Source organism: Xenorhabdus miraniensis (genome assembly GCF_002632615.1).
In genome coordinates this window covers 23,702-39,413 of the sequence record NZ_NITZ01000027.1, presented here as the reverse complement: position 1 = coordinate 39,413, position 15,712 = coordinate 23,702, and the positions used below count along the sequence as shown (strand labels likewise).

1 protein-coding gene is annotated in these 15,712 nt (G+C 52.7%); it reads left to right on the top strand.

All coding sequences use genetic code 11. From position 1 onward, the window contains the following. Positions 1-15,712: non-ribosomal peptide synthetase (locus Xmir_RS19015; protein WP_145956931.1), on the top strand; the 15,712-nt coding region annotated here is incomplete at both ends.

The following is a 15,712-nucleotide window of genomic DNA, read 5'->3' as shown; positions in this document are numbered from 1 at the left end:
CGGTGGTGCCGGTGTCACTCGTGGCTACCTCAACCGCCCTGAACTCACTGCGGAACGCTTTATTGCTGACCCGTTCTCCGGCACACCTGACGCCCGGTTATACAAAACCGGCGACCTCGGCCGCTGGTTGCCGGATGGCAGTCTTGAATATCTGGGCCGAAACGACTTTCAGGTCAAGCTGCGTGGCTTCCGTATTGAGCTGGGGGAAATTGAAGCGCGCCTGATTCAATGTTCAGGGGTACAGGAAGCCGTGGTTATCGCCCGTGAAGAGACCAGCGGTGATACCCGTCTGGTGGCTTATCTCCGGCCACAGTCCGGTGCTGAGCTGGTGCCGGCTGAGTTGCGTCAGGCCCTTTCGCAACATCTGGCCGAGTATATGCTGCCCGGCGCTTTTGTCATGATTGACACGTTCCCGCTGACCCCTAACGGCAAACTTGACCGCAAGGCACTGCCTGCTCCTGACCAGCAGGCCATTGTGTCACGTGGCTATGAACCGCCGCAGGGTGAGGTTGAAACAAGATTGGCACAGATTTGGCAAAATTTGCTGGGGCTGGAGCGTGTCGGCCGTCATGACCATTTCTTTGAACTCGGCGGTCACTCGCTGATGGTGGTCAGCCTGATTGAACAACTGCGCAATGCCGGCTGGCGGCTTGATGTGCGCAGTGTCTTTTCCGCTCCTGTACTGACTGATATGGCTCAGGCTATTCAGGCCAATCAGGGGGAAGCTGCCTTTAGTGTGCCGCCTAACGGTATTCCGGAAGGTTGCACGGCGATTACGCCGGAGATGCTGTCACTGGTGACACTGTCTCAGTCAGAAATCGATACGGTTGTTAACACGGTGGCTGGCGGCGCTGCCAATGTACAGGATATTTATCCGCTTGCACCGCTACAGGAAGGCATTCTGTTCCATCATCGGTTACAGCAACAAGGCGATACTTATCTGTTAAATAACCTGATTGCTTTTGATACTCGTGAGCATCTCGACGCCTTCCTTGGGGCGCTGCAACAGGTGATAGACCGCCATGACATCCTGCGTACCGCTGTTTGCTGGCAGGGCTTAACGCAGCCGGTGCAGGTGGTCTGGCGTCAGGCACCGCTGTCAGTAGCGACTTTTGTGCCAGCCTCCGCAGATAATACCTTCGCAAACAATGTACGGGCTCAATTGCAGGCGCACACCGATCCACGTCAGTGCCATCTTGATTTGAGTCAGGCACCGTTGCTTGCCACCAACATTGTTCACGATCCAGCCAACAATGAATGGTTGTTAGCCCTGAACTTTCATCATCTAATTGGCGATCATATGACTCTGGAGCTTATCGTCGCTGAGATCCGTTTACTGTTGCAGGGGCAACCAGAAACTCTGCCTGCTGCAATACCTTACCGCAATTTTATCGCTCAAACCCTGAGCGTACCAGACTCGGTACATGAGGACTACTTCCGCGGCCGGCTCGCTGATGTCGATGCGCCAACCACCCCCTTTGGCCTACTTGATGTACAGGGAGACGGTAAGGATATTACCGAAGCTCATTTATTGCTGGATACTGATCTGGCACAAGCAATACGCATTCAAGCTCGTCGTCTGGGTGTCAGCCCGGGTGTGCTGTTCCATGTTGCCTGGGCACAGGTACTGGCACAAACCAGTGGTCATGACGATGTGGTCTTCGGCACTGTGTTACTTGGCCGTCTGCAAGGTTTTACCGGTGCCGATCAGGTGATGGGGATGTTTATCAACACCCTGCCAGTGCGGATCACTCTCGCTAATCGCAGTGTGCTGGAGGTAGTACGAGCGACCTATCGCGATCTGACATCATTGCTGGAACATGAACAGGCACCTTTAACACTGGCGCAACGCTGTAGTGGCGTAAACCCGCCACTGCCACTGTTCAGCGCCCTGTTTAACTACCGCCATAGCCGGTCAGACACGGCAAACCAGATTTGGGACGGCATGCGTATATTGAGCGCAGAAGAACGTACCAACTATCCACTGGATCTCTCTGTGGATGATCTGGGGGAAGATTTTAATTTGATAGTCCAAAGTGTTGCAGAGGTTGATCCTGTCCGAGTAGTCAATTATCTGGCTACTGCCATCAGTGGGCTGATTGAAGCACTGAAAACTGAGCCACAGCAGCCTATTTTGAGCCTGCCAATTTTGCCTGCCGCAGAACGTCAGCAGCTATTGGTAGATTTCAATGCGACACAAACCGACTTCCCACAACAGACGCTTATTCAAGAACTGTTCGAACAACAGGTTAAGCGTACCCCTGACACCACTGCCGTAGTGTTTGAAGATCTTTCACTTAGCTATGCCGAGCTAAACCAGCGCGCCAACCAGCTGGCCCATGCCCTGATTGAATTTGGTGTGTGTTCTGATGATCGGGTGGCAATTTGTGTCGAGCGTAGTCTGGATATGATGATTGGCATACTGGGTATATTAAAAGCCGGTGCTGGTTATGTCCCGCTGGATCCCGAATATCCAAATGAACGACTGGCGCATGTTTTGTCTGACAGTACGCCCAAGTTACTGCTCACTCAGCAGCATTTACAAGCGAATTTGCCGATAGCCGACATTCCCGTATGGTTATTGGACAATACCAAACATCTGAACTCAGTTGCCCAGCAATCTGTTGCCAATCCTGATCCGATAAAGTTGGGGTTACAAACACATCATCTGGCCTATGTGATTTATACCTCTGGTTCCACTGGATTGCCTAAAGGCGTAATGATTGAACACCACAACGTGGTGAACTTTATCCATACCCAATGTCAGATCAGTAAACTCAAATCCACTGATCGGGTCCTGCAATTCGCCACGATTGCCTTTGATACAGCCGTGGCTGAAATTTTCCCGACACTGTCTGTCGGTGCCACTTTAATCCTGCGTCCGGCGCATATTCGCATACCGGATACCACTTTTAGCCATTTCTTGCAGGAACAGGCCATCAGCGTAGCAGATCTGCCAACCGCTTTCTGGCACCAATGGGTACAGGAGATGAAAGCCGGACGTTGTGATTTTAGCTCTTCTCTGCGCTCAATCACGGTCGGCGGTGAAAAAGCTGAATCCCGTCATCTTATCGACTGGCAATCTATGCCTGAAACCCAGCACTGCCGCTGGATCGACACTTACGGCCCAACCGAAACTACCGTCATTACCACCGCAATGGCACTTGACAGTGGTGAGATACTGGATACAACCGAAACGCTGTCGATTGGTTGCCCGATTGCCAATACCCACATTTATATTCTCAATACACAAGGGCAACCTGTGCCACTTGGCGTCACCGGAGAAATCTATATTGCCGGTGCGGGGGTGGCTCGTGGCTACCTGAATCGTCCTGATTTGACCGACGAGCGGTTTATCGCCGATCCATTCAGCGTGCAACCGAATGCCAGAATGTATAAAACTGGCGATCTGGGATGCTGGCAGCCAAATGGCACGATTGTCTATCTCGGCCGTAATGACTTTCAAGTCAAGATACGCGGGTTCCGTATTGAACTGGGGGAAATTGAAGCGCAATTAAGCAATTGCTCAGGTGTCAAAGATGCTGTCGTTATCGCACGTGAAGAAAATAATGGTGAGAAGCGTCTGGTCGCGTACCTTGTGCCACAGTCTGATGCCACGCTGGATACTGCCACCCTGCGGGAACAACTGAGTACCCGTCTGGCAGATTATATGCTGCCAAGTGCCTTCGTGATGCTGGAAGCCTTCCCGCTTACACTCAATGGCAAACTCAATCGTAAGGCGCTGCCTGCTCCTGACCAATCAGCGGTAGTCACCCGTGACTATGAGTCCCCCGCCGGCGAACTGGAAACAATATTAGCTCAAATCTGGCAAAATCTGCTGGGGCTGGAGCGTGTCGGACGTTACGACAACTTCTTTGAGCTGGGAGGTCATTCACTGCTGGTCGTCAGCCTGATTGAACAATTGCGCCAACGTAATCTTACACTTGATGTCAGAGCTGTCTTCACTTCACCGACGCTGGAAGCGATGGCCACTCGCATGACAACAGAAGCGACTGGCAAAACAGCGCTGAACGTGCCACCCAATCTCATCAGCTCCGATTGTGACGCCATTACGCCAGATATGTTGCCGCTGGTAACATTATCTCAGGCGGAAATTGACACGATTGTCAAAACTGTGGCTGGCGGCACCGCCAATGTGCAGGATATCTATCCGCTTGCACCGCTACAGGAAGGCATTCTGTTCCATCACCAATTACAGGAGCAAGGCGATGTCTATCTGTTAAACAGTCTGATTGCTTTTGATACTCGTGAACGCCTCGACGCTTTCCTTGGTGCCCTGCAACAAGTGATTGACCGCCACGATATCTTGCGCACAGCCGTCTGTTGGCAGGAACTGACGCAACCTGTACAGGTTGTTTGGCGTCAGGCACCATTGTCGGTCAGCACTTTTGTTCCGACTGCTTCAGGCAATTTATCAGCAGACAATTCATCAGCAGACAACGTGTTAGCAGACAACGTATTGGCTCAGTTACAGGCGCACACTGATCCGCGTCAGCGTCAGCTCAACCTGAATCAGGCTCCCTTGCTTACTGCCGATATTGCTCTCGATCCGGTCAGCAATGAGTGGTTACTTGCCTTAAGTATCCATCATTTAATAGGCGACCATATAACGATGGATCTTATCGCTGACGAAATCCAATTACTGTTAAAAGGGCAAGCGGAAACCCTGTCAGTCCCATTACCTTACCGCAACTTTATTGCCCAAACGTTAAACGTGCCAAGCTCGGCACATGAGACATATTTCCGCTCCCGTCTTGCTGATATCGATACACCAACGGCGCCATTCGGCCTGCTCAATGTACAGGGCGATGGTGAAGGCATAATCGAAGCGCATCTTCCGCTGGAGTCAGCACTGGCACAGGAAATCCGCAATCAGGCCCGCCGTCTGAGTATCAGCCCGGGTGTATTATTCCATGTTGCCTGGGCACAGGTACTGGCACAAACTAGCGGCCTCAAGGATGTCGTCTTCGGCACCGTACTGCTTGGTCGTTTGCAAGGCTCTGCCGGAGCTGATCGGGTGATGGGGATGTTTATCAATACCCTGCCAGTACGGATATCTCTTGCCGGTCGCAGCGTATTGGAAGTGGTACAAGACACCTACCATGATTTGACGGCACTACTTGAGCATGAACAGGCCCCTTTAGCTCTGGCCCAACGTTGCAGCAGTGTGACGCCACCAATGCCATTGTTCAGCGCCTTACTCAATTACCGCCACAGCCAGCCAGACACAGATGGTGCAGTCTGGGATGGTATGCGCTTGTTGTCTGCTGAGGAGCGCACTAACTATCCATTGACCCTCTCGGTGGATGATTTTGGGGAAGATTTCAGCATAATAGTCAAAGCTGTCGCTACAATTAATCCCGCCCGGATAGCGGATTATCTGGCCGCAACTATCAGCGGCTTGGTTGAAGCTCTGACGAACGAACCCCAGCGGCCTGTTTTGGACCTATCAATCCTGCCTGTCGCTGAACGCCAGCAGTTACTGGTAGAGTTCAATACCACCGAGACTGATTTCCCACAAGAAACGCTGATCCATGAGCTGTTTGAGCAACAAGCAGAACGCACGCCTGACGCCACTGCCGTGGTATTCGAAGATCTGTCTTTCAGCTATCGTGAACTGAACCGTCGGGCCAATCGTCTGGCTCATCATCTACTCGCCATAGGGGTACGTCCGGATGATCGGGTAGCTATCTGTGTTGAACGTAGTCTGGAGATGATGGTGGGGCTGCTGGCTATCCTCAAAGCTGGTGGAGCCTATGTGCCACTGGACCCAACCTACCCGGCCGAACGTTTGGCTTACATGCTCGACGATGCTGCACCAGTAGCCTTGCTTACCCAGTCTGCATTAGTTGAAATGCTGGATAGCAACCTCCCCAGCATATTACTCGATACTCAGTTACCCTCTATTTTTGATGAGGGATCTGAAAGCAATCTCGATGCGCAAATGCTGGGACTGACCCCACACCATCTGGCGTACGTGATTTACACCTCCGGTTCTACGGGGCAGCCCAAAGGGGTGATGGTGGCGCACAAGAATGTCATCAATCTCTATACCGGATTGAATGCAGCGCTCACCCTTAAACAACCATGTCGCATAGCCATGAATGCCAGCATTGTGTTCGACGCCTCGGTGAAAATCTGGCTCCAATTGCTTTCTGGCCATACATTGGTCATTGTCCCTGAAGAGATCCGTGCCGATGGTCAACAACTTTGGCGCTATTTTGCACACCAAGCTGTGGACATGTTTGACTGCACACCCGTTCAGTTGCAATGGCTACTGGAGGCAGGTTTGGGAACAATCTCTGGTTATCAACCCAAGTTGGCACTGATTGGCGGTGATGCTATCTCTCCGTTAGTGTGGTCGAAATTGCAACATATAAAAACCACCCGTTTCATCAACGTCTATGGACCAACAGAATGTACGGTAGATGCCAGTATTTGTCCGATCGATATATCACTGGCACAGCCTAGCATCGGTCGACCCATCGCCAACACTAAGATCTACATTCTAAATGCACAGGGGCAACCTGTGCCTCTTGGCGTTATTGGTGAAATCTATATCGGCGGCGTCGGTGTTGCCCGAGGTTACCGCAACCGCCCAGAGTTGACAGCGGAACGCTTTATTCCCGACCCATTCTCAGCTGCACCTCATGCCCGCATGTATAAAACCGGCGACCTCGGCCGCTGGCTGCCTGATGGCAATATTGAGTACTTGGGCCGCAACGACTTTCAGGTCAAGATCCGCGGATTCCGCATTGAGCTTGGCGAAATCGAGGCACAACTTGTTCAGTGTCCGGGCGTAGATGAAGCCGTTGTCATTGCACGCGAAGACATGCCGGGTGATACCCGTCTCGTGGCCTATCTCCAACCACTGACCGGCGTTGAATTGGTGCCGGCTGAACTGCGTCAGCAGCTTACTCGTCACTTGGCGGAGTATATGATCCCCAGCGCCTTTGTGATGTTAGAAACCTTCCCGCTCACGTCCAATGGCAAACTTGACCGCAAGGCACTGCCTGTTCCCAATCAGTCTGCCGTGGCTGTACGCGATTATGAAGCGCCTGTTGGTGAAGTGGAAATGGCGTTGGCTCAGATCTGGCAAGACCTGCTGGGGCTGGAACGTGTCGGACGTTATGATCATTTCTTTGAACTCGGCGGTCATTCTTTACTCGCGGTTCAATGCACGACACGCATACGCCAAATGTTGGCACGGGATCTGCCACTTGCTCAGATTTTTGCCCGGCCTGTGCTTATTGATCTCGCTCTGGCGCTTACTGATATTTCAGTAACCGCTCAGACTGTGATCCCTGCTGTCGGTCGTGACCTACCGCTACCCGTTTCTTTTGCCCAGCAGCGGCTGTGGTTCCTCGATCAACTCGATCCTGCCGCCAGCCAAGCCTACCATATCCCGGTAGTATTGCGACTTTCTGGTAAGCTGAACCAGCAGGCGCTTACTTTGGCACTCGATAATCTTGTCGCCCGTCAAGAGAGCCTGCGTACTCACTTTACATTGGTTGACGGACAGCCTTGTCAGCAGATTGATCATGCAGACATTGGTTTTACTCTTTCCTATCTGGACCTGCGTTCTCTGAGCAAAACGGCCCGCACAAACCGTGTTGCGGAACTTACCGAATATGAAGCTTGTACGCCTTTCAATCTGACTCAGGGCCCGCTGATCCGCGGTCAATTGTTGCAACTGGCCGATGAGGAACATGTGCTGCTGTTTACCCAGCATCATATTATTTCCGATGGCTGGTCCACTGGTATTTTGATTCGTGAGCTGACAGCGTTTTATCAAGCCGCCCTGACCGGTCATGATGTTGCCTTACCATCACTGCCCATCCAGTACGCCGACTATGCCGTCTGGCAACGCGGCGAGTTGCAAGGAGACAACCTTACCAAACAGCGCGATTTTTGGTGTACGCAGCTTCTGGGAGCACCGGCCTTGCTGGAATTGCCTACAGATCGGCCACGACCATCAGTACAACACTATGCCGGTAGCTTGGTATCTTTCCACCTCGACGCAGGATTACTAACCGCACTGAAAACAGTTGGACAGCGCCAAGATACGACTTTATTTATGACCTTGCTCGCGGCTTGGGCTGTTGTCCTTGCCCGTCTCAGTGGTCAGGATGATATTGTCATCGGTACTCCCGTTGCCAACCGTACACGCAGCGAATTGGAAGGTCTGGTTGGCTTTTTCGCCAACACTCTGGCCTTGCGTATCCAACCCAACCAGTGCAACAACGTGGCAGAACTGCTCACTCAGGTTCGTGAACGCACATTGGCCGCCTATGCCCATCAGGATCTGCCTTTTGAACAGGTAGTGGAAGCACTACAGCCAGCCCGCAACCTGAGTTACAACCCCATTTTCCAAGTCATGCTGGCTTTGAACAATACCCCTGCTCAGGAGCTGAAGTTACCTGATCTGGAGCTCACCCTTATTGAGCAATCACAGCGCAGTACCCAATTCGACCTGACACTGTCGCTGACTGAAACCGACGCCGGTTTGGTTGGTAAACTGGAATATGCGACCGATCTGTTCGATCAGGAAACTGTGGTTCGTATGGGGGATTACTTCAAAAATATCCTGACAGCGATAGTAACAGATGCCACATTGGCTATCCCGTCGTTGCCTATGCTGTCCGTCGCAGAACGCCAGCAGGTACTGGTAGATTTCAACGCCACACAAGCCGACTTCCCACAGGAGGCTCTGATCCACGGGCTGTTCGAGCAACAGGCAGAATGTACGCCTGATGCCACTGCTGTGGTGTTTGAAGGACAATCCCTCAGCTACCGCGAACTCAACCGCCGTGCCAACCAACTGGCCCATCATCTGCTGGCGCTGGGTGTCCAGCCCGATGATCGGGTGGCCATCTGCACCGAACGCAGCCTAGAAATGGTCATCGGCTTGCTGGGTATTCTCAAGGCCGGTGCGGCTTATCTGCCGCTCGACCCGGCCTATCCGGCTGAACGGCTGGCCTACATGCTGGAAGATGCCGCCCCTGTGGCCTTGTTGGCTCAGGCTGCTCAGGTGGAAACCTTAGGCTGCCGCCTGCCTGTCGTCGTGCTTGATTCCCCGGCCGCCTCTGTTTGGGATAATGCGCCGGCTGAAAACCCTGATGCTCGGGCTCTGGGGTTGACTTCACGTCATCTGGCCTATGTCATCTATACCTCTGGCTCCACCGGCCAGCCGAAAGGAGTGATGAACAGCCACCGTGCCCTCTGTAATCGTCTGGTCTGGATGCAGGATACCTATGGCCTGACCCCTAATGATCGTGTCTTGCAGAAAACTCCGTTCAGTTTCGACGTGTCTGTCTGGGAGTTCTTCTGGCCCCTGCTCTCTGGTGCCCGTCTGGTGATGGCCCGTCCCGAAGGGCATAAAGATGTGGATTATCTGGCCCGGTTGATTGATACCGCGGGTATCACGACACTGCATTTTGTCCCATCCATGTTGCAGCAATTTGTACAGGGGATTGAACCCCGGCACACCTGTGCCGCCCTTCAACGGGTGATTTGCAGCGGTGAAGCCTTGTCATCGGAGCTGCAACAGCGCTTCTTCGCCCGCTTTAGTGCCGAACTGCATAATCTATATGGCCCGACCGAAGCCGCTATTGATGTCACCTACTGGGCCTGCCAGCGTGATGATCAACGTCACTTTGTCCCTATCGGCCGCCCCATTGCCAATACCCAGATTCATATTCTGGATACCCGCGGTCAGCCGGTGCCAATCGGGGTGACCGGTGAACTCCATATCGGCGGTGTGGGGGTGGCCCGGGGTTACCTCAACCGCCCTGAGCTCACCGCAGAACGTTTTATTGCTGACCCGTTCTCAACAGCGTCGGATGCCCGCCTTTATAAAACCGGTGACCTCGCTCGCTGGCTGCCGGATGGCAGTATCGAATACCTCGGCCGCAACGACTTTCAGGTCAAACTGCGCGGCTTCCGCATTGAGCTGGGGGAAATTGAAGCACGTCTTACCCAATGCTCAGGGGTACAGGAAGGTGTCGTTATCGCCCGTGAAGACATGCCGGGGGATACCCGTCTGGTCGCCTATCTCCGGCCCCAGTCCGGCGTTGAACTGGTGCCGGCTGACTTGCGTCAGGAACTTGCGCAACATCTGGCCGAGTATATGCTGCCCAGCGCCTTTGTCATGATTGACACGTTCCCGCTGACCCCTAACGGCAAACTCGATCGCAAGGCACTGCCCGCCCCTGACCAGTCCGCCGTCATTACACGCGGTTATGCCGCACCGGTGGGTGAGCTGGAAACTACACTGGTACAGATTTGGCAAGAGCTGCTGGGGCTGGAACGCGTCGGCCGTTATGACCATTTCTTCGAACTCGGCGGTCACTCGCTGCTGGTCGTCAGTGTGATCGAACGGCTGCGTCACGTTGGCTGGGAGCTGGACGTCCGCACAGTATTCATTGCGCCGGTCTTGGCCGATCTGGCTCAGGCTATTCAAGCCTATCAGGGGGAACCGGCTTTTATTGTGCCACCTAACCGTATTCCTGATGGTTGCACGGCGATTACCCCTGAGATGCTGCCGCTAATGACACTGTCACAACCGGAAATTGACACTATTGTTAATGCGGTTCCTGATGGGGTTGCTAATGTACAGGATATCTATCCGCTTGCCCCATTGCAGGAAGGTATCCTGTTCCATCATCGACTTGATCCACATAGAGATCCATACGTGATTTCGTCGCTGTTATGTATCGATAACCAAGCAAACCTTGAAACCTTCATTACAGCACTACAAGCGGTCATCGACCGGCATGATATCCTGCGCACCGCTATCCACTGGGCCGGGTTATCTCAACCAGTTCAGGTCGTGCACCGACATGCCCCTTTGCCTGTTCATTACCTGACAGTCGAGGATGGCAGTGATGTAGTTTCCAGCCTGCAAGCACGTATGACATTGTCACATTCGTACTTGGATTTATCCCAGGCGCCACTGATACATTTACAAACTGCGGCTGACCCGTGTTCATCCAAGCTATACGTATTGATTCAATTCCATCACATCATCGATGATAACCTCTCATTGCGGAACTTTCTCACAGAAATGGCCGCTTTCTTGACGGGGAAAGGGGCCGAGTTACCGCCATCGGTTCCTTACCGGAACTTTGTTGCTTATACACGCCAGAAAGATAACATTCAGGCCGCAGAAACCTTTTTCCGGGAATATCTGGCGGACCTCGATGAAGTGACAGCACCTTTTGGCCTGATTAACGTTCAGGAAGGGGGCGAGCATATTATAGAAGCCCGTCAGCGCCTTACTGCCACATTCTCACACACGATACGTGAAACTGCCCGCAGGCTGGGCACCAGCCCCGCGGCTTTATTCCATGCAGGCTGGGCACTGGTTGTCGCCCATACCAGCGGCCGTGACGATGTCGTATTCGGGACCACCTTGTCAGGCCGTATGTCGGGTATGGCAGGGAGTGCAAGCGCGCTGGGAATGTTTATCAATACCCTGCCTGTCAGACTGAAACTGAACGATATCAGTGTTGAGGATCTGGTCAGAAAAGCGAATGACACATGTGCCAGCTTGCTGCGTTATGAACAGACCCCATTGTCTCTTGTGCAGCGAACCAGTGGGTTCGGCAATATGCCGTTGTTCAGTTCCCTGTTAAATTGCCGGCATATGAATGACATAGATGCCGACTCGCCTAATCTGGAGCAATTTGGCGTGACAAGTCTCGAAGGTCGTGAACGCACCAATTATCCGGTGGGAATTTCGATTGACGATGATGGTGACTCTTTTGAGTTATCAGCCCAAACTGTCAACACTATCGATCCGGCCAGAGTGAACGCCTATGTGGTCAGGACGCTGGAACAATTGGTCGCGATATTAGCAGACACGCCGAGTACCCCTGCTCTGGATGTGGATGTGCTGCCCGCCTCAGAGCGCCAGCAATTGCTGGTGGATTTTAATGCCACTGAACGGGGCTTCCCGCAAGAGGCTCTTATCCACCAGCTGTTCGAACAACAGGCAGAACGCACCCCTGACGCCATTGCCGTGGTGTTCGAAGAACAATTCCTCAGCTACGGTGAACTGAACCGCCGCGCTAATCGGCTGGCGCACCATTTGCTTGCGCTGGGCGTCCAACCTGATGATCGGGTCGCCATTTGTGTTGAACGCAGTCCAGAGATGGTGGTGGGATTATTAGGTACTCTCAAGGCGGGTGCCGCCTATGTGCCACTCGATCCAACTTACCCGCTCGAACGTCTGGCTTATATTCTGGACGATGCAGCGCCAATGGTACTGCTTACCCAGACTTCACTGATCGAAAAACTAGGCAACAGCCTACCTATCGTGCTGCTTGATGCCCCAGTCTTCGACAATTATGCGGAAAATTACGCGAAAAATTACGTTGAAAGTAACCCTGATACCCAAGCACTGGGGCTGACCTCACATCACTTGGCCTATGTTATCTATACCTCTGGCTCTACCGGTCAACCCAAAGGGGTGATGGTTGAACACTCCGGGCTCAGAAATTACCTACAGTGGGCTCTCAGTCATTATGCAGCTGCCGGACAAATAGACAGTATCGTGTCATCACCTTTTGCCTTTGATGCAACTGTCACCAGTATTTATTTGCCTCTGCTTTGTGGGGGCAAAATGCACCTTATCCGTGAAGGTCAAGAACTTATTGAGTTGGTTCCCGCTCTGTTATCCACACCGACGGAACCCGCTACTCTGGTTAAGATCACACCTACTCATCTTGCCTCAATAGGCCAGGAATTACTGGCTGCAAAACAGGCTTGTCCTGCACATTGTTTCATCGTTGGTGGGGAGGCACTACCTCAATCAACCTTAACACTTTGGCGTGATCTATCTCCTGAATCACGCATTATCAACGAGTATGGCCCAACCGAAACGGTGGTAGGTTGCATCACGTTTGATGCTAATAGTCAGGATACTAATAATCAGAATAGTAATAATCAGAATAGTACCGTCGACAGTATTCCCATCGGACAACCGATCGCCAATACCCAGATTTATATTCTGGATGCACAGGGCCAGCCTGTACCTATTGGTGTGACCGGTGAGATTTACATCGGCGGCGCTGGAGTGGCTAGAGGCTACCTCAACCGCCCGGAATTAACGGCAGAACGTTTTATTTCCGATCCATTCTCAGCAGCGCCAGATGCCCGCCTGTACAAGACGGGTGACCTCGGCCGCTGGTTGCCGGATGGCAATATTGAGTATCTCGGCCGCAACGATTTTCAGGTCAAGCTGCGTGGCTTCCGTATTGAACTCGGTGAAATCGAAGCGCGTTTGGCTCAATGCTCAGGGGTGCAGGAGGCCGTTGTTATCGCTCGTGAAGACATTCCCGGTGACAAACGCCTGGTGGCCTATGTCCAGACTCATTCCGGCATTGAATTAGTACCGGCTGAACTGCGTCGACAACTGGCACAATACTTGGCCGAGTATATGCTGCCCAGTGCCTTTGTCACGCTGGAAACTTTCCCACAGACCCCTAACGGTAAACTCGACCGTAAGGCACTACCCGCCCCTGAGCAGTCTGCGGTGGCAATGCGTGGGTATAAGGCACCAGAAGGAGAGCTGGAAACAATACTGGCACAGATTTGGCAAGATCTGCTGGGGCTGGAACGTGTCGGCCGACATGATCATTTCTTTGAACTCGGCGGTCATTCACTGATGGCGGTCAGCCTGATTGAACGGCTACGTAATTTAGGCCAGACACTTGACGTCCGCAGTATCTTCTCCGCACCAATGCTCTCTGAAATGGCGCTGGCTATCCAGTCTCTCCAAGAGACACCAACCTTCATTGCTCCACCTAATCGCATTACTAAAGATTGCGCTGTCCTCACTCCCGACCTGTTGCCACTGGTGATACTGTCCCAAGCCGAGATTGACACTATTGTCGACACCGTTACTGGCGGAACGTCCAATGTGCAGGATATTTATCCACTCGCCCCGTTACAGGAGGGCATTCTGTTCCACCATCGGTTACAGGAGCAAGGCGATACTTATCTGTTAAACAACTTGGTGGCCTTTGATACCCGTGAACGTCTTGATGCCTTCCTTGAAGCGTTACAGCAAGTGATTGATCGCCATGATATCTTGCGTACCGCCGTTTGCTGGCAGGGACTGACCCAGCCCGTACAAGTAGTCTGGCGTCAAGCGCCGTTACCGGTGAACACCTTTGTGCCAGCCTCAGGGGACAATGTCTTAGCCCAGTTACAGGCTCATATCGATCCGCGACTGCGCCGACTTAATCTTAACCAGGCACCACTGCTTACTGCCGACATAGCCCATGATCCGAACAGTCACGAATGGCTACTGGCACTGAGCTTCCATCATCTGATCGGTGATCATATGACGCTGACGCTTATCGTTGATGAAATTCGCCTGTTGCTACAAGGAGGTGCTGAAGAACTGCCCAATTCACCACCGTACCGCAATTTTATCGCCCAGATCCTGAACGTGCCGCCTTCCGTGCATGAAGATTACTTCCGTGCTCGGCTCGCCGATATCGATGCACCAACAGCACCCTTTGGTCTGCTTAATGTGCAGGGCAACGGTGAGGATATAGCTGAAGTTCGTGTACCTCTGGATACCACACTGGCACAAGCCATCCGCAGCCAGGCCCGTCGTCTGGGTATCAGCCCGGGTGTGTTGTTCCATGTCGCTTGGGCACAGGTACTAGCACAGACCAGCAACCGTGATGATGTGGTCTTCGGTTCCGTACTGCTGGGTCGCCTGCAAGGCTCTGCCAGTGCTGATCGGGTTATGGGGTTGTTTATCAATACCCTGCCAATACGGATATCTCTTGCTGATCACAGCGTGTTGGAAGTGGTGCAGAACACCTATCGTGACCTGACAACACTGCTGGAACATGAGCAGGCCCCGCTGGCATTAGCCCAACGTTGCAGTGGTGTGACACCACCAATGCCATTGTTCAGCGCCCTGCTTAATTATCGCCATAGCCAGCCGGGTGTAGATGATACAGCCTGGGATGGTATGCGCATGTTAGTGGTAGAAGAGCGTAATAACTATCCGCTGACTCTCTCAGTGGATGATTTGGGGAAAGGCTTCAATCTGGCGGTTCAGTCCATCGCAGGAATTGATCCCACCCGAGTATCCGCCTATCTGATCACGGCTATTGGTGGACTGGTGGATACCCTGGCAACAGAACCCCAGCGTCCTGTTCTGAGTCTACCGATCTTGCCTGCTACTGAACGCCAGCAGCTACTGGTGGATTTCAATGCCACCGAGACTGACCTCCCAAGAGAGTCCCTGCTCCATGAATTATTTGAGCAACAAGCAGCACGCACACCCGATGCTACTGCCGTGGTGTTTGAAGAGTTGTCGCTCAGCTATCGTGAACTGAATGACCATGCTAATCGTCTGGCTCATCATTTGCTCACACTGGGTATACAACCCGATGATCGGATAGCTATCTGCGTTGAACGCAGTCTAGATATGGTGGTGGGATTACTGGGTATCCTCAAGGCGGGGGCAGCCTATGTGCCGCTTGATCCAGTCTATCCAGCCGAACGACTGGCCTATATGCTTGATGATGCCTCTCCTGTGGTATTGCTTACCCAAACTACCCTAGTGGAGACACTGAACAGCAATTTGCCTACTGTATTGCTTGATGCTCCTCTAGACAACGCCTGTACAGAAAGTAATCCTGATGCGCAGACATTAGGTTTG